Genomic DNA, 16,099 nt, shown 5'->3' on the forward strand with positions numbered 1-16,099 from the left:
AACCGGCCCCACTCGAAAGGAAACGTGTGCCCCATGAAACTTACGCTCAATGCCCTGGCCACCGCGCTGCTGCTCAGCACCAGCGCCTCTGCCCTGGCGGCGTCCACCGTCGACCTGACTGTCAAAGGGGTGATTACCCCCAACGCCTGCACACCTGGCCTGTCCGGCGGAGGGATGGTGGACTACGGCAAGATCTCCGCCAAAGACCTGAACCTCACGACCCCCAAACAACTGCCACGCACCACCTTGCAACTGACCATCACCTGCGACGGCGGCACCCTCTTTGCCGTCAAGGGCACCGACAACCGCGCCGGGTCCAACTCCAGCGGCGGCACCTACGGCCTGGGGTTGATCAACGGTACGCAGAAGCTGGGGGCCTACGACCTGATGCTGAATAACGCAGTCGCAGACTCTGTCGCCGTCACGGTGCTGGAATCCGGGGATAACGGCACGACCTGGGCAGAGTCGGCGGACGCGATCCTGCCACCCAGCGCATTGGCGGCTTTCGGCGATAGAACCTCGGGCACCTGGCTGCCGGTGCCGATCCAGCAAGTCGTCAGCGACCTGGTGGTGTACGCGCAGATCGCCCGGGCCGACAGCCTGGACCTGAGCGATGAACACCCGATCGACGGCTCGGCCACGCTGGAAGTGAAGTACCTGTAAACCCGCGGCCTCGCCGTTCGCAGCGAGGCGCCTTACTTGCACCGAACACATTGAAGACCGAATGATGAACAGAACCCTACGCCTGTGCACGGCGCTGTTATTGCTCAACACCGGCTCTAGCGTGTTTGCCAGCACCGCCACCGAGATGACCCTGTCGGGCCTGGTCACCCCCAGTTCCTGCACCATCGCGCTCTCCGGCAGCGGCATCATCGACCACGGCACCATCCCTGCCCATCTCCTCAACCAGGTGGTTCCCACCCCGTTGCCCACCCAATGGCTGGAGGTAGAGATCCACTGCAGCGGCCCCTTGTTGTTTGGCCTGATTGGCCTGGACAGCCGCGAAGATTCGTCCGCCGCACCGGACACTACCTACGGCCTGGGGAGAAACCCCAACGCGCCCGCGGAGCAGTTGGGTTACGTCGACCTGGCGTTCGAAGCGGCGCAAGGAGACGGCCAGGCCATGCAGTCACTTGTGTCAAACCCCGAAGGCGGCCTCTGGGCTCCCCAACCGGCCATCCACCCCAAGACCCTCATGGGCTTTGCCCGGCCCGGCCGACCGTTTCCGGAACCCATCGTCACCCTGACCACCCGGATCCGCGCACAGACCACCATCCACCCGGCGAACCGTCTGACCCTCAGGCAAGACGTTCCCCTCGATGGCTCACTGGTCCTGGATTTGCGTTACCTCTAAGCCCTGTGATCATTTTAGGAACTGCGTCATGAAGACCTATCCAACCTTGCTGGCCCTGGGCTGGCTGCTGAGCACCCAGGCGTTTGCCGACGGCATGGTGCCCGACACCTCGGTGGTGATCGTCAACGAGGCCGACGGCGAAGCTTCGGTGTCGGTGACCAACACCGACGGCAAACTGGCCCTGCTGCACGTCACCCTGGAAGACATTCCGGAGGACACCGAATCGCTGCTGTTCGTCACCCCGCCCCTGTCCCGGGTCGAGGCCGACAAAAGCCAGCTGGTGCGCTTTATCCTGCGCAACCCCACGCCCCTGAAAACCCAACGCCTGAAGCGGGTGATCTTCGAAGGCATGCCCAAGGACCGTGACGCCGCCCAGGCTGGCCATGCTCGGGTGGGCGTGACCGTGCGCCAGAACCTGCCGGTGATCATTCATCCCAAGGGCCTGGCGCCGAACCGCACACCCTGGACCGGGCTGACCTGGTCGTTGAACGCCGGTCACCTGAACGTCGCCAACCCCACGCCTTACGTGGTGCGCCTGGCCCAGGAGCTGCAATTGCTGCCCGGCAAGCAGAGCCTGGTGCTGCCGCGCACTTATGTGTTGCCCGGCGAAACCCTGCGGCTCAGCACGCCCCACACCGCCACGGCCGTACGCCTGCAACCGGCCACCGTGTACGGCTTTGCCGTCGCCGCCTATGAAGCACCGATAACCGCCGCAAACGCTGAATAACGAAGTGACAGCCCTGTGACTGTCACCGGGAAGCCCGCCAACCGTTGCCGGCTTCCATAACCTGAGTGCCTTTACGTGAACACAGTAACCACTGACCCGGCTGGCGAAGCCGTGCCCGACTGTCCTTTACGCCCCGCCCGGATGCGGGCCGCGCTGCCACTGACCATGGCGTTGCTGTCGGCCGATGCCTGGGCCGACGCCTTCGACGCGCAAACCCTGCACCAGCGCGGCATCGACCCGGAACTGGCCTACCTGCTGCTCGACGCACCGCGCTACACCAGCGGCCGCCATGCCGTGAGCCTGACGGTGAACGGCCAGCGCCGTGGCCGCCTCGATGTGCAGTTCGACAGCCAGGGGGCGCTGTGCTTCGACCGCCCGCTGCTGGACGCCGCCGACCTGGTGATACCGGCCCCGCTGGCCGACAGCCGCTGCCATGACTTCCTCGGCGAATACCCGCATACCGTGGTGGAGCAAGACCCCGCCAGCCTGAGCGTGAGCCTGATGGTGCCCACCGATGCCCTGCGCCCGCGCCAACGTGAGCTGTCCGGTTATGAAACCGGAGGGTTCGCCGGCTTGCTCAACTACGACCTCACCGGTTTGTACAACCGTTATGGCGACGACGCCAGCCGCTTCGGCTCGGCCAATACCGAGCTGGGCTTCAACGCCGGCGACTGGATCGTGCGCAGCCGCCAGGTACAGACCTGGCAAGACTCCCGGTCCCGCAGTACCCACCTGGAAGCCTATGCCCAGCGCACCTTCGCCGAGCAGCAGGCGGTGTTGCAGGCCGGGCAGATCAACCTCTACAACCCGGTGCTGTCGTCCGCGCAGATCACCGGCATGCAACTGTTTACCGAACAGGCCCTGCAGGACCAGGAACAGGGCTCGACCATCAGCGGCATCGCCAACAGCCCGGCCCAGGTCGAGGTACGCCAGAACGGCGCACTGATTCACTCCACGGTGGTGCCGGCCGGGCCGTTCTCCCTCACCGACGTACGGCGCCTGAACACACGCTCGGACGTTGAAGTGACGGTCAAGGAAAGCACCGGCGAAGAGCGGCGCTTCACCGTGCCGGCGGCGATGCTCGGCATCGGCTTGCCAGCCCCGGGTTACTCGTTGGGAGCAGGCCGGGTGCGCAATATCGGCGATACACGGGGCGACGATCCATGGGTAATCAGCGGCGGCTGGAGCGGTGCGTTGAACCCGCGCCTGAGCCTGGGGGCCGGCGCACTTGCCGCCGAAGACTACCGTGCCACGGGTGCCAGCCTCGGCCTGTTGCCGTGGCCAGACGGCCAGGTACAACTGTCGACCCAGATTGCCGATGCCCAACGCCTGGGTGAACGCGGCGTACAGACCGACCTGAGCCTGTCCCAGCGCCTGGGCCGGCAATGGTCGATCACCGCCGGCGCCTCCCACCGCACCATGGGCTACCGGGAGCTGGAAGACGCCGCCTACTACGACTCACGGGACGACGAAGGTCGCCTCACCCGCTATCGCGACCAGCAGAGCCTGGCCCTGGGCTGGGCCCATCCATGGCTGGGTGCCTTCAATGCCGGCCTGTCGCGCACCACCACGTTCAACGGCGAAAACAGCAGCCGTGCCCTGGCCTCATGGGGCACCAGCGTGCGCGGCGTGTCGCTGTCGGCCAGTGCCGAGTGGCAGGTCAGCGGCCGGCAGAATAACGAGAACGCGGTGTACCTGAACCTGAGCGTGCCACTGGGTGAGAACCGGCGTGGGCGCTCCTGGGTGCGCAACTCCGGTGGCGAGCATCGCATCGGCCTGGGGGTGAACGAGCAGGTCAACGATCAACTCAGTTACCGGGTCAGTGCCGAGCACGACAGCCGCGACCAACAAGTGGAATCCACCCTCGGCGTGTCCTATCTGCCGCGCTATGCACAACTGGACATGAACTACAGCCGCTCTGACGCCGAGCGCTCCAGCTACCAGGGCGGTGTGCGCGGTGCGGTGGTGGCCCACAGCGGTGGCGTGACCTTCTCGCCTTATCCGGTGCGCGACACCTTTGCGCTGGTGTCTGTCGGCGATATGGCCGGGGTCAAGCTCACCACGCCCAGCGGCCCGGTATGGACCGACTTCCAGGGCCAGGCCGTGGTACCGCAGGTGTCCGCCTACGGGCGCAGCCCCGTGGAAGTGCAAACCCAGTCGCTGCCGCGCAACGCCGATATCAGCAACGGCCTGGCCGTCATCAGCGCCGGGCGCGGCGCGGTGGATCGCGTGGAATTCGGCGTGGCCCTGACCCGTCGTGCCTTGCTCACAGTGACCACCGACCACGGCACGCCGCTGCCCCGTGGCGCCACGGTGAGTACCGTCGATGGCGAGTTCGTGACCCTGGTGCAGGAAGGCAGCCAGGTGTTCCTGCCGAACGTGCTGGACCCACGTCCCCTGTGGGTCAAGGCACCGGGCATGAGCCGCTGTGAACTGCAGGTTGAACTCGCGGAAAAAGCCGACCCGCAGGTGTATTTCGAAACCGCCCCGGCCCGCTGTGTGACGCCATGAGGAAGACTGTGATGAAGCGATTGTTACTGCTGGGATTGGCCCTGGGCGCCATCGTCCAGAGCCGGGCGCACGCCGACGAATGCCAACTGACCCTAAGCCAGTCGCGCCTGGATTTCGGCGTGATGAACCGCGCCGTGCAGCGCAACCCCGGCGCAGAAATCCTGCTGGGAGAACGCCGCCTGAGCCTCAACCTGAACTGCCCGACGCCCACCGATATGCACGTGTTCTACCGAGCCCTGGCCGCGACCGCCGAGCGCTACCGCTTTACCGAGCGTGGCAGTTACCGCGTGCACATCAGCGATGCGGTACTCGACGGCCAGGCTGTTGAACTGGGGTTGACCAGCGGGCAAGGCCAGGCGCCCAGTGCCAGGGGCAGGACACTCGATTGGCGGCCCGACCAGGCCATCGTACCGTTGCGCGACGGTGCGCCGACCACCGGCAGCAGCTTCTCGGCGCAATTGCTGGTCAATGCCTGGGCGCAGGCCGACGCCCTGCAAGTGCGCGACGCGGTGACCTGGGAAGCCACCGGCTTGATCGACGCCGTCGCCACCGGCCGCGCCCGGGAGCTGTCGCTGCAAGCCGGCTTCGCTCCGGCGGCCTGCGAGACCACGCTGTCCAACGGCGGCATCATCGACTTTGGCCGTATGTGGTCCAGGAGCCTTAACACCGACAAGGAAACCGGGCTGGTCTCCCGCAGCCTGCTGCTGAGTATCGGCTGCGACGGTCCGACTCATTTCGCCTTGCGCATGCATGACAACCGCAAAGGCTCGGCCACCGGCGGCATCGACGAAACCGCCTACGGCCTGGGAGTGGACGACAGCCGTAATAAAATCGGCCGGTACTTCCTCTATTTCGACCCCTTCGACCTGCGCGCCGATGCCCTGCCCCAGGTATATCGCACCGACTCCACCACCGGTGGCGTGGCCTGGAGCAGCTCCAGCGCCTACCCCATTCCCATCGGCAGCAGCAGTTTGCTCGGCTTTACCGCTCTACCCGGCAGCAATGCCGGCCCCACCGCGATCCAGAACCTGAGTGGGCAGATCAGCGTGCGCGCCGTCCTGTCCCCCATGAACAGCCTGGACCTGCGTACGGAAGTACTGCTCGACGGTTCGGGCACGATTGAAATCATCTACCTCTGATCAAGGAGTATGGTCATGCACCTACGCCAGCGTTCTCTCGCAACACTTGCCCTGCTGACCCTCAGCAGCGGCGCCACGGCAGCCTCCAGTGTCGAACTCGGCGTCACCGGCTTGCTCACTCCCAGTGCCTGTACACCGGCGCTGTCGAGCAACGGGCTGATCGACTACGGCAAGATTTCCCAACAGGAGTTGAACATTGATCGCGGCAAACGCCTGCCGGTGCGCTACCTGAGCGTGACCATCAACTGCGAGGCAGCGACTCGCTACGCCCTGCGCATGAGCGACAACCGCGACGGCACCGCCAACGTCAACAGCGAAATCTACTACGGGCTGGGACTGGACCCGAGCGGCAACAAGATCGGGCTGTACTCCCTGACCTTCGACCCCAAACAGACGGTGATCGACAGCCTGCCGGAGGTTTACGGCACCGAGTCCACCAGCGGCGGGATCGCCTGGCGCACCGCCAACAGCAACCCGATCGACATCGGTTCGCGCAGCTTTCTCGGCTTTACCGACACCGTCGGCAGCACCAGCGGGCCGACGGCCTTTCAGACGCTGAGCAGCCTGGTCAGGGTCGATACGGTGATCGCTGCCAAGAACAATCTCGACCTCAGCAGCGACGTGCATATCGATGGTTCCAGCACTATGGAAGTGCTGTACCTCTAGACCTTTTCGCTGGTCACGCCGACATACCGCGCACGCCCGGCGCCCAACCCCGCGATGATCGCGCCCAGGCCGATCACCGCGAAAATCCAACCGGTGGCGTTCCAGCCACCGGTCCAGTCATGCACCAGCCCGACCGCGAACGGCCCCATGGACGCCAGGGTGTAGCCGATGCCCTGGGCCATGCTCGACAGGTTGGCGGCTACATGGGCGTCCCGTGAACGCAGCACGATCAAGGTCAGCGCCAGGCTGAAAGTGCCACCCTGGCCCAGGCCCAGCAGAATCGCCCAGCCCCACAAGCCGTCCAACGGTGCATACAGGCAACCGAACAGGCCGCCCAGGGTCAGCACCATCACCACCACGATGGCCAGGCGCTGGTCCTTGCCGCGGGTGGCCAGCCAGGGCGCAGCCAGGGAACTGGCCAGTTGCACAATCACCGAACCGGAAAGCACCAGGCCCGCCTGGGTGGCGCTCAGGCCACGGCCGATCAGGATCGACGGCAGCCAGCCAAACACAATGTACGCCAGGGAGGATTGCAGGCCCATGTACAGGGTCACCTGCCAGGCCAGCGGATCACGCAACAAGCCCTTCACGCGATAGGCCACCTGGTGCGCGCCGTGTTTCTGGCCAACTTGCGGCAACCAGAACAACGCCGCGACCAACGCCGGGAGAATCCAGAACCCCAGGCCGATGTTCCAGCTGTCGCCGAAGTAATGACTCAGGGGGACCGTGGATCCCGCCGCCAGCGCTGCACCCAGGCATAAGGCCATGGTGTACACGCCCGTCATAGTGCCGGCCTGTTTGGCGAAATCGCGTTTGACGATGCCGGGCAACAGCACCCCGATGATGCCGATACTCGCGCCCGCCAGCAGGCTGCCCGCGAACAGCCCGGCCTCACCCAATGAGCTGCGCAGGATGATGCCGCCGGCCAGGGTCAGCAGAATGCCCAGCACCACCCGCTCGGCGCCAAAACGTCGGGCCAGGATCGGAGCCAGTGGCGCGAACAGGCCTAGGCACAAGACGGGCAGCGTCGTCAGCAACCCGGCCTTGGCCGCCGAGAGACCCAGGCTGTGGGAGACCTCAGCGAGCAGCGGCGCCATGCTCGACAACGCCGGGCGCAGGTTCAGCGCCACCAGGATCAGGCCCAACAGCAACAACCACGGACGGCTTACCACCGGCGGGCTGTGCTGGACCTCATCGTCATCGGCTTCGGCGTCGATCAGCAGTTCATCAAGGGCATTTTCTGAACGGGGCATGGTGGTCTCGGGTTCAAGGTTCATTGATCAACTGCCGGGACAGGGCCTTGGCGCGTTCCGGGTCCTGTTGCTCCACGGCATCGAGCAAGGCGCCGTGCAGGTCGAATACCGCTTGCCGACGCGGCTGGATATTCAGGGTCTGGCGCAGTTGCGCGCCGACAATGCTCGAGAAGTACTGATACAGCTCGCTCAAGGCCGGGTTGTGGGCCGCGTCCACCAGGCGTTTGTGGAACACCAGGTCGCAGCTGATGTAGTGCTCAAGATCACCGTGGTAATGGTCGCCGCTGGCGTTGAGGGCCGCGCGCAAAGCGACCAGGTCTTCATCGGTGCGGCGCAACGCGGCCAAGCCGACTGCCTCGACTTCAAGAATCTGCCGCGTCTCCTGCGCCTGAGCCAGGGTGCAGTGGGACAAGGCTTTCATCGCGCCCAGTGGGTCGGTCATGGAGCGCAAATAGCTGCCGTCGCCCTGGCGGATCTCGATCAACCCGGAGAATGCCAATACGCGCATGGCTTCACGCACGGTGTTGCGGCTGATCCCCAACTCGGCAGACAACTCGGGCTCGGTGGGCAGGCGTTCGCCGATGGCCCATACGCCTTGGGTGATGCGCTGGCGCAACTGTTCGAGGGCTTGATCGACGAGGGAGCGTTTGATCAGGGGGGCGATGTCTGTCATGGGTTTCGTCCTTTCATCCAATCATAGGATGAATTTTCCCACAGCCTATTCGGAGTTGCCTACAAAGGCAACGCACTAGGGTTCTTGGGCAGGCAAAGGAGCAGTATTTTCGATTGGTAAAATTACCCTCAGAGGGTAATTATTGGACTCAGGTGTCTTATGGAAAAGTACACACCTCATTACGATCTGGCGGTGATAAAGGCGGATGTCAGGCGGCTTGGAAAGCAAGCATTTACTCAAAGCGCACGCCGTTGCGGCGAGGATCTTGATTTAAGCATCGAACAAATGCAGGCGGTCATTTTCGAGTTGAAAAACACGATGTTGTACAAGTCGATGACCACTCATGACGACCATCGAGTTTGGCAAGATGTGTATCACATTCACTCATATGATCTGGAGATCTACATCAAGGTGACCTATCGCACGGATGGTAAACCTCCGGTGATCTCCTTCAAGGAGAAAAACCCATGAAAACAGAGCAATGCTTCAGCTGCGGCAGGCATGACGGAATGCATCACTTCTCAGGACGTAGCGAAACATCGGAAGTCAAAGGTTTGCATCGCCGTATAGACGATCTGTCTGGATGGGAGTGCCAGGCATGTGGAGAGGTGATCCTGGACCCCGAAGACGCGGAACGCTATTCAGACCACTGCGATGAAATCGTTCACAGTTTCAGGCAGATGGTCGGCACCGAGATGAAGCGCATACGCCGCAAACTGCACCTTTCACAAAAAGAAACGGTACAACTGCTATCGGGTGGCGGCCACAACGCCTTATCTCGCTACGAGCGCGGTGAGGTATTGCCCCCCAAATCCCTGGTAGTCCTGATGCGTTTGCTTGAGCGTCACCCCCACTTGCTGGTCGAAGCAAAAATCCTGAGTGAAGGCGCAGATCTTCGCAATTCCGTGCATACGGTACATAAAGAGCACGAGACCCTGACGACAACTTGATTGATGGCAAAAATAAACCCGGCACCAGGCCGGGTTTATTGTTTCAAGCATCACTCATCGATCAATGCAGAATCTGGCTCAAGAACAACTTGGTCCGATCATTCTGCGGGTTGTCGAAGAAGTCATTCGGCGCCGCCTGTTCAACGATCTCGCCCTTGTCCATGAAGATCACGCGGTTGGCCACGGTGCGCGCAAAGCCCATTTCGTGGGTCACGCAGAGCATGGTCATGCCGTCTTCCGCCAGGCCGATCATGGTGTCCAGTACCTCTTTCACCATTTCCGGATCGAGCGCCGAGGTCGGCTCATCGAACAGCATGATTTTCGGCTTCATGCACAGCGCACGGGCAATCGCCACGCGCTGTTGCTGGCCGCCGGACAACTGCCCCGGAAACTTGTGGGCCTGCTCCGGAATACGCACGCGCTCAAGGTAGTGCATGGCAATTTCTTCAGCCTTGCGCTTGGGCATCTTGCGTACCCACATCGGGGCCAGCGTGCAGTTCTGCAGGATGGTCAGGTGCGGGAACAGGTTGAAGTGCTGGAACACCATGCCGACTTCGCGGCGGATCGCTTCGATCTGCTTGAGGTCGTTGGTCAGTTCCACGCCATCGACCACGATGCGGCCCTGCTGGTGCTCTTCCAGGCGGTTGAGGCAGCGGATGGTGGTGGACTTGCCGGAACCCGACGGGCCGCACAGCACGATACGCTCGCCCTGCTTGACGTTCAGGTTGATGTCTTTCAACACGTGGAACTGGCCGTACCACTTGTTGACGCCCTGCATCTGAATAATGCCTTCAGGGCTCACAGGCTGTTTGATCGCTTCACTCATCACAAAACTCCTAACGCTTGTGGCCTGTGTCCAGCTTGTGTTCCAAATGAATGGAATAGCGGGACATACCAAAACAGAAAATCCAGAACACCAGGGCGGCGAACACGTAGCCTTCAGTGGCCATGCCCAACCATTTCGGGTCGGCGGCGGCTTGCTTGACGCTGTTGAGCAGGTCGAACAGGCCGATGATGATCACCAGGCTAGTGTCCTTGAACAACGCGATAAACGTGTTGACGATGCCCGGGATCACCATCTTCAGTGCCTGGGGCAAAATCACCAGGCCCATGCTGCGCCAGTAACCCAGGCCCATCGCGGCCGCAGCCTCGTATTGGCCCTTGGGAATCGCCTGCAAGCCACCGCGCACCACTTCGGCTACATAGGCCGACTGGAACAGGATCACGCCGATCAAGGCCCGCAGCAATTTGTCGATGCCCATGCCTTCCGGCAGGAACAGCGGCAACATTACCGACGACATGAACAGCACCGTGATCAACGGCACGCCGCGCCAGAACTCGATGAAGGTCACGCAGACCACACGAATCGCCGGCATGTTCGAACGCCGACCCAACGCCAGCACAATGCCCAGCGGCAAGGCCCCGGCAATGCCGACGGTGGCGATCACCAGGGTCAGCATCAAGCCGCCCCACTGGCTGGTGGCCACGTTGGTCATGCCGAAGATCCCGCCGTGCAGCAGGAAGTAGGCAACGATCGGGTACACCACCAAAAAGCTCAGGCCGTAGACCGCCTTGCGCGTGAAGCGCGAGATGAACAACGGCGCCACACCCACGATGGCCAGCCACACGGTCAGGTCGACGCGCCAGCGCAGGTCGCCGGGGTAGTAGCCGTACATGAACTGCCCGAAGCGCTGTTGGATAAACACCCAGCAGGCGCCCTCCTTGGTGCAGTCGGCGCGGGTGGTACCGACCCAGTTTGCATCGAGGATCGCCCAGTGCAGGATCGGCGGCACGACCAGGTAGATCAGGTAGAACGCCAGCAATGTCAGCAGGGTGTTGAGCCAGCTGGAAAACAGGTTGGCGCGCATCCATGCCATCGGCCCGAACACTTTGTTCGGTGGCGGCATATCAGGTTTGAAAGTATGCGTACTCATGCAGGTTTCCTCACCGCTCGATCAGCGCAATGCGCTTGTTGTACCAGTTCATCAGCAGGGAAATGCTGATGCTGATCGCCAGGTACACGCTCATGGTGATGGCAATAACCTCGATGGCCTGGCCGGTCTGGTTGAGCACCGTGCCGGCAAACAGCGAAACCATTTCCGGGTAACCGATACCGGCCGCCAGTGACGAGTTTTTCGCCAGGTTCAGGTATTGGCTGGTCAGCGGCGGAATGATCACGCGCAGGGCTTGCGGGATGATCACCTTGCGCAGGGTCGGACCGTTGCGCAGCCCGAGGGAACGCGCCGCTTCGGTCTGGCCGTGGCTGACGGACTTGATGCCTGAACGCACGATCTCGGCGATAAACGCCGCGGTATACACGGTCAGGGCCAGGGTCAGCGCCAGCAACTCGGGAATCAGTACCCAGCCGCCGACGAAGTTGAAGCCTTGCAGCTTGGGCATTTCCCAGTGCAGCGGCGCGCCGAACACCAAAGCGCACAGCGCAGGGATCACCACCAACAGCGCCAGGCCGGCCCAGAACTTGTGGAACGGAACACCGGTGGCTTCAAAGCGTTTATTTGCCCAACGGGCCATCAGCACAATGGCGATGATTGCCACCACGACGCTGATCACAAACGGCCAGAAACCCTCCGCCATCAACGCGGCGGGCATGTTCAGGCCACGGCTGCTGACAAAGAACGTGTCGCCGAAGTTGTGGCTGTTGCGCGGCCCCGGCATCGTCAGGAATACCGCGAAGTACCAGAACAGGATTTGCAGCAGCGGCGGAATGTTGCGGAACACTTCCACATACACCGTGGCCAGCTTGTTGATCATCCAGTTGGGCGACAAGCGCGCCACACCGATGATGAACCCGAGGATGGTCGCCAGGACCACACCGATCACCGTCACCAGCAGGGTGTTGAGCAGACCGATCACAAAGACCCGGGCATAGCTGTCCGATTCGGTGTAGTCGATCAGGTGCTGAGCGATGCCGAAGCCGGCACTGCGCTCAAGAAAGTCGAAACCCGAGGTAATGCCCCGGTGTTGAAGGTTGGTTTGCGTGTTGTTGAACAGGTACCAGCCCAACGAGACCACCGCCACAATCGTGATGATCTGGAATAGCCACGCACGCACTTTTGGATCACTGAAGCTGAGCTTCTGTTTTGGTGCGCCGATTTGATTTTGCATTAAGTGCCCCAGAAATAATGGAACAGAACATCACCCGGCGGTTGGCCCACCGGGTGATAGAACCATCAGCGATCAGCGCACAGGTGGTGCGTATTGAATGCCACCGTTGGTCCACAGAGCGTTCAGGCCACGATCGATTTCCAGAGGCGTGCTCTTGCCGAGGTTTTTCTCGAACACTTCGCCGTAGTTACCGACCTGCTTGACGATCTGTACGACCCAGTCCTTCTTCACTTTCAGGTCTTTGCCGTATTCGCCGTCAGCACCCAGCAGACGGGCAACGTCCGGGTTCTTGGTGGACTTGGCTTCAGCTTCGACGTTTTTGGAGGTGATACCGGCTTCTTCGGCGTTGAGCATGGCGTAGCCAACCCAGCGCACGATGGCCAGCCACTCGTCGTCGCCGTTACGCACGACAGGGCCCAGTGGTTCTTTGGAAATGGTTTCCGGCAGTACCACGTAGTCTTTCGGCGAAGCCAGCTTGCTGCGCTGTGCGTAGAGCTGGGACTTGTCGGAGGTCAGTACGTCGCAACGACCGGATTCCAGCGACTTGGCGCTTTCATCGGAGGTGTCGAACGTGATCGGGGTGTACTTCAGGTTGTTGGCGCGGAAGTAGTCGGAAACGTTCAGCTCAGTGGTGGTACCGGCCTGGATGCAGATGGTTGCACCGTCCAGTTCCTTGGCGCTTTTAACGCCCAGCTTGTTGTTCACCAGGAAACCAACACCGTCGTAGTAGGTGATGAAGCCCGGGAATTTCAGGCCCATGCCGGCATCGCGGGAGCTGGTCATGGTGGTGTTGCGCGACAGGATGTCGACTTCGCCAGACTGAAGCGCGGTGAAACGCTCCTTGGCATTCAACTGGCTGAATTTGACCTTGGTTGCGTCGCCGAACACGGCAGCGGCAACAGCACGGCACACGTCAGCGTCGATCCCGAGGATCTTGCCGCTGGCGTCCGGCACCGAGAAGCCCGGCAGACCGTCGCTCACGCCACACTGCACAAAGCCTTTCTTCTGCACGGCATCCAGCGTGGCGCCAGCCTGGGCGAAACCACTGACACCCAGTACGGTAGCCGCGGTCACGATGGCCAGGGTGGATTTCAATACCTTCATTCAAACCTCCAGTTTTGCTCTTGTTGTGTCGGAGCTCGAACCCCACCGCACCCTTATGAGGCGACATCGACCCGTGTTGGCTTTTTTTGGGGTCAAACAGCATGAGGTTTTTGCTTTAAGTCCAGTTGCTATCCCACAGGCGCCAGTCACTGATAGTGTTACCGCCTGGGGTGAGCCTTGACATCGGGTTTCACATAGCAAGCCCCGTACCAGACTGATGGCTGAGTCGTTTCAGCCCATGGTCAAGAGCAAAAGATTCAACCTTGCGACATTCTCTTAACAGATCAACCTGTCGCGCACCGTTCCGACGCACTCAATCGGAGCGCACGCACATTTATGGAGCAGACATGACCGAACCCTTGATTCTTCAGCCCGCCAAGCCCGCAGACGCCTGCGTAATCTGGTTGCATGGCCTGGGTGCCGATCGCTACGACTTCCTGCCCGTGGCCGAAGCCCTGCAGGAAAAACTCCTGTCGACGCGCTTTGTCCTGCCCCAGGCGCCGACACGCCCGGTGACCATCAACGGCGGCTATGAGATGCCCAGTTGGTACGACATCAAGGCCATGAGCCCGGCGCGTTCCATCAGTGTTGAAGAGCTGGAAGCCTCGGCAAAAATGGTTACCGACCTGATCAAGGAACAAAAAAGCAGCGGGATAGACGCCTCGCGGATTTTCCTCGCCGGTTTTTCCCAGGGTGGCGCCGTGGTGTTCCACACCGCGTTCCTGAAATGGCAGGGCGCCTTGGGTGGCGTGATCGCCCTTTCCACCTACGCTCCCACTTTCGGTGACGAACTCGAATTGTCGGCGAGCCAGCAACGGATTCCGGCGCTGTGCCTGCACGGCGAATACGACGACGTTGTGCAGAACGCCATGGGTCGCAGCGCCTATGAGCATTTGAAGTCGCGCGGTGTCACCGTTGCATGGCAGGAATACCCAATGGGCCACGAAGTGTTACCCCAGGAGATACACGATATCGGTGACTGGTTGGCCGCCCGCCTGGGCTGAAAACCACCCATTGTGTAGCCGCATGACCAACGCACTACGCCGCGCCCGATTCTTGCATTACACTGGCCGGCGTACATTCCTTAACCAATTGATGAGATGACCGTGCTCAAAGCACTCAAGAAGATGTTCGGTAAAAGCGAGGCTGAGCAGCTCGCGCCAGGTTCCAGTGCCCCCGCCCACGTTCAAGGCAGCCGCAATGACGGCCAGCAGCCTGGCCGGACCGCACCTGTAGCCTCGCCAAAAAAAGAGCCGGTGACCACACCCGCCACGGTTAACGTCGCTGAAGAGCCAGCCGCCGACCAACCACGCCAGGAGCCACGCCAGGAGAAGCCGCGCCGTGAACGCGCGCCCAAACCTGTGGTTATTCCCTGGAAACTGGAAGACTTCGCCGTCGAACCCCAGGAAGGCAAAACCCGCTTTCATGATTTCAAGCTCGCCCCGGAACTGATGCACGCCATCCAGGACCTGGGTTTCCCGTACTGCACGCCGATCCAGGCGCAGGTATTGGGCTTCACCCTCGCCGGCAAAGACGCCATCGGTCGCGCCCAGACCGGTACCGGCAAGACCGCCGCCTTCCTGATCTCGATCATTACGCAGTTGTTGCAGACCCCACCGCCAAAAGAGCGCTACATGGGTGAACCCCGCGCACTGATCATCGCCCCGACCCGGGAGCTGGTGGTACAGATCGCCAAGGACGCCGCCGACCTGACCAAGTACACCGGCCTCAACGTGATGACGTTTGTTGGCGGGATGGACTTCGACAAGCAGCTCAAGCACCTGGAAGCGCGCCACTGCGACATCCTGGTGGCCACGCCGGGGCGCTTGCTGGACTTCAACCAGCGCGGCGACGTGCACCTGGACATGGTCGAAGTGATGGTGCTGGACGAAGCCGACCGCATGCTCGACATGGGTTTCATCCCACAAGTGCGTCAGATCATTCGCCAGACCCCGCCGAAAAACGAGCGCCAGACCCTGCTGTTCTCCGCGACCTTCACCGAAGACGTGATGAACCTCGCCAAGCAGTGGACCACCGACCCGTCCATCGTCGAGATCGAGGCACTCAACGTCGCCAGCGAGAACGTCGAACAGCACATCTATGCCGTGGCCGGTGCCGACAAATACAAGCTGCTCTACAACCTGGTCAACGACAACGGTTGGGAGCGGGTCATGGTGTTTGCCAACCGCAAGGACGAAGTGCGCCGCATCGAAGAACGCCTGGTGCGTGATGGCGTGAATGCCGCGCAACTGTCCGGCGACGTGCCGCAGCACAAGCGCATCAAGACCCTGGAAGGTTTCCGCGAAGGCAAGATTCGCGTGCTGGTGGCCACCGACGTGGCCGGACGCGGGATTCACATCGATGGCATCAGCCACGTGATCAACTTCACCCTGCCGGAAGTGCCGGACGACTACGTGCACCGGATTGGCCGTACCGGCCGCGCGGGCGCGGCGGGCGTGTCCATCAGCTTTGCCGGTGAAGACGACTCGTATCAGTTGCCGTCGATCGAAACCTTGCTGGGTCGCAAGATCAGCTGCGAAACGCCACCGACGCATTTGTTGCGTCCGGTGGAGCGCAAACGCCCTTAAGTTGGAAG

16 protein-coding genes are annotated in these 16,099 nt (G+C 61.9%); 10 read left to right on the top strand and 6 right to left on the bottom strand.

All coding sequences use genetic code 11. The features are described 5' to 3' along the window. Positions 1-33 precede the first annotated feature (33 nt). The 6 genes from HX821_RS18250 (at position 34) to HX821_RS18275 (ending at position 6,397) form a co-directional block, all read left to right on the top strand. The gene (locus HX821_RS18250) at positions 34-663 is read left to right on the top strand and encodes a DUF1120 domain-containing protein (RefSeq protein WP_008435636.1); all 630 of its coding nucleotides are present in this window, start codon (positions 34-36) and stop codon (positions 661-663) included. A 64-nt stretch (positions 664-727) separates the two neighbouring features. Next, positions 728-1,354 carry a DUF1120 domain-containing protein gene (locus HX821_RS18255; protein ID WP_256344188.1) on the top strand — a complete coding sequence of 209 codons (627 nt, stop codon included), beginning with the start codon at positions 728-730 and terminating at the stop codon, positions 1,352-1,354. Between the two features lie 28 nt (positions 1,355-1,382). Next, on the top strand, positions 1,383-2,081 hold the full coding sequence (locus tag HX821_RS18260; protein WP_008435638.1) for a fimbria/pilus chaperone family protein: 699 nt from the start codon (positions 1,383-1,385) through the stop codon (positions 2,079-2,081). A 141-nt stretch (positions 2,082-2,222) separates the two neighbouring features. Next, positions 2,223-4,592 (top strand): fimbria/pilus outer membrane usher protein, encoded by a 2,370-nt coding sequence (locus tag HX821_RS18265; RefSeq protein WP_177036247.1) that lies wholly within the window; start codon positions 2,223-2,225, stop codon positions 4,590-4,592. 11 nt (positions 4,593-4,603) lie between these two features. After that, positions 4,604-5,731, top strand: a complete 1,128-nt coding sequence (locus HX821_RS18270) for a DUF1120 domain-containing protein (RefSeq protein ID WP_177036198.1) — start codon at positions 4,604-4,606, stop codon at positions 5,729-5,731. Between the two features lie 15 nt (positions 5,732-5,746). Beyond that, the gene (locus HX821_RS18275) at positions 5,747-6,397 is read left to right on the top strand and encodes a DUF1120 domain-containing protein (protein ID WP_087692824.1); all 651 of its coding nucleotides are present in this window, start codon (positions 5,747-5,749) and stop codon (positions 6,395-6,397) included. Here HX821_RS18275 and HX821_RS18280 read toward each other — a convergent pair. Then, positions 6,394-7,674 (bottom strand): CynX/NimT family MFS transporter, encoded by a 1,281-nt coding sequence (locus HX821_RS18280; RefSeq protein WP_177036199.1) that lies wholly within the window; start codon positions 7,672-7,674, stop codon positions 6,394-6,396. The genes HX821_RS18275 and HX821_RS18280 overlap by 4 nt on opposite strands. Continuing rightward, positions 7,664-8,323, bottom strand: coding sequence for a FadR/GntR family transcriptional regulator (locus tag HX821_RS18285; RefSeq protein WP_003216331.1), 660 nt, complete (start codon positions 8,321-8,323; stop codon positions 7,664-7,666). The genes HX821_RS18280 and HX821_RS18285 overlap by 11 nt, the downstream gene beginning before the upstream one ends. Before the next feature lie 159 nt (positions 8,324-8,482). Between HX821_RS18285 and HX821_RS18290 the strand changes: the two genes are divergently transcribed. Together HX821_RS18290 and HX821_RS18295 are read left to right on the top strand one after the other, a co-directional pair. Further along, positions 8,483-8,794 carry a type II toxin-antitoxin system MqsR family toxin gene (locus tag HX821_RS18290; RefSeq protein ID WP_177036200.1) on the top strand — a complete coding sequence of 104 codons (312 nt, stop codon included), beginning with the start codon at positions 8,483-8,485 and terminating at the stop codon, positions 8,792-8,794. Continuing rightward, entirely contained in the window at positions 8,791-9,273 is a 483-nt protein-coding gene (locus HX821_RS18295; protein ID WP_003216327.1) for a type II toxin-antitoxin system MqsA family antitoxin, read from the top strand. Before HX821_RS18290 ends, HX821_RS18295 begins: the two co-directional genes overlap by 4 nt. 61 nt (positions 9,274-9,334) lie before the next feature. On the opposite strand, the gene HX821_RS18300 is transcribed toward HX821_RS18295, so the two are convergent. From HX821_RS18300 to HX821_RS18315, 4 genes are all read right to left on the bottom strand, one after another. After that, positions 9,335-10,099, bottom strand: coding sequence for an amino acid ABC transporter ATP-binding protein (locus HX821_RS18300; RefSeq protein WP_003171943.1), 765 nt, complete (start codon positions 10,097-10,099; stop codon positions 9,335-9,337). Between the two features lie 10 nt (positions 10,100-10,109). Then, entirely contained in the window at positions 10,110-11,207 is a 1,098-nt protein-coding gene (locus HX821_RS18305; protein WP_003216325.1) for an amino acid ABC transporter permease, read from the bottom strand. Between the two features lie 10 nt (positions 11,208-11,217). Continuing rightward, the gene (locus HX821_RS18310) at positions 11,218-12,399 is read right to left on the bottom strand and encodes an amino acid ABC transporter permease (RefSeq protein WP_003216323.1); all 1,182 of its coding nucleotides are present in this window, start codon (positions 12,397-12,399) and stop codon (positions 11,218-11,220) included. Between the two features lie 72 nt (positions 12,400-12,471). Then, complete coding sequence (locus HX821_RS18315; RefSeq protein ID WP_003216321.1) at positions 12,472-13,503, bottom strand: amino acid ABC transporter substrate-binding protein; 1,032 nt, start codon at positions 13,501-13,503, stop codon at positions 12,472-12,474. 347 nt (positions 13,504-13,850) lie between these two features. Here HX821_RS18315 and HX821_RS18320 point away from each other — a divergent pair, with 347 nt between their 5' ends. Together HX821_RS18320 and rhlB are read left to right on the top strand one after the other, a co-directional pair. Then, positions 13,851-14,507 carry an alpha/beta hydrolase gene (locus tag HX821_RS18320; protein ID WP_177036201.1) on the top strand — a complete coding sequence of 219 codons (657 nt, stop codon included), beginning with the start codon at positions 13,851-13,853 and terminating at the stop codon, positions 14,505-14,507. Between the two features lie 96 nt (positions 14,508-14,603). Further along, positions 14,604-16,091 (top strand): ATP-dependent RNA helicase RhlB, encoded by a 1,488-nt coding sequence (gene rhlB, locus HX821_RS18325; RefSeq protein WP_032899430.1) that lies wholly within the window; start codon positions 14,604-14,606, stop codon positions 16,089-16,091. Positions 16,092-16,099: the final 8 nt, after the last annotated feature.

The organism is Pseudomonas sp. B6001, from assembly GCF_013386015.1.
Taxonomy (GTDB): Bacteria; Pseudomonadota; Gammaproteobacteria; order Pseudomonadales; family Pseudomonadaceae; genus Aquipseudomonas.

Bases quoted from the DNA above. Each gene is read 5' to 3' on its own strand.
- HX821_RS18250 (WP_008435636.1), top strand. From the start codon at position 34: ATGAAACTTACGCTCAATGCCCTGGCCACCGCGCTGCTGCTCAGCACC.
- HX821_RS18255 (WP_256344188.1), top strand. From the start codon at position 728: ATGAACAGAACCCTACGCCTGTGCACGGCGCTGTTATTGCTCAACACC.
- HX821_RS18260 (WP_008435638.1), top strand. From the start codon at position 1,383: ATGAAGACCTATCCAACCTTGCTGGCCCTGGGCTGGCTGCTGAGCACC.
- HX821_RS18265 (WP_177036247.1), top strand. From the start codon at position 2,223: ATGCGGGCCGCGCTGCCACTGACCATGGCGTTGCTGTCGGCCGATGCC.
- HX821_RS18270 (WP_177036198.1), top strand. From the start codon at position 4,604: ATGAAGCGATTGTTACTGCTGGGATTGGCCCTGGGCGCCATCGTCCAG.
- HX821_RS18275 (WP_087692824.1), top strand. From the start codon at position 5,747: ATGCACCTACGCCAGCGTTCTCTCGCAACACTTGCCCTGCTGACCCTC.
- HX821_RS18280 (WP_177036199.1), bottom strand. From the start codon at position 7,674: ATGAACCTTGAACCCGAGACCACCATGCCCCGTTCAGAAAATGCCCTT.
- HX821_RS18285 (WP_003216331.1), bottom strand. From the start codon at position 8,323: ATGACAGACATCGCCCCCCTGATCAAACGCTCCCTCGTCGATCAAGCC.
- HX821_RS18290 (WP_177036200.1), top strand. From the start codon at position 8,483: ATGGAAAAGTACACACCTCATTACGATCTGGCGGTGATAAAGGCGGAT.
- HX821_RS18295 (WP_003216327.1), top strand. From the start codon at position 8,791: ATGAAAACAGAGCAATGCTTCAGCTGCGGCAGGCATGACGGAATGCAT.
- HX821_RS18300 (WP_003171943.1), bottom strand. From the start codon at position 10,099: ATGAGTGAAGCGATCAAACAGCCTGTGAGCCCTGAAGGCATTATTCAG.
- HX821_RS18305 (WP_003216325.1), bottom strand. From the start codon at position 11,207: ATGAGTACGCATACTTTCAAACCTGATATGCCGCCACCGAACAAAGTG.
- HX821_RS18310 (WP_003216323.1), bottom strand. From the start codon at position 12,399: ATGCAAAATCAAATCGGCGCACCAAAACAGAAGCTCAGCTTCAGTGAT.
- HX821_RS18315 (WP_003216321.1), bottom strand. From the start codon at position 13,503: ATGAAGGTATTGAAATCCACCCTGGCCATCGTGACCGCGGCTACCGTA.
- HX821_RS18320 (WP_177036201.1), top strand. From the start codon at position 13,851: ATGACCGAACCCTTGATTCTTCAGCCCGCCAAGCCCGCAGACGCCTGC.
- rhlB (WP_032899430.1), top strand. From the start codon at position 14,604: ATGACCGTGCTCAAAGCACTCAAGAAGATGTTCGGTAAAAGCGAGGCT.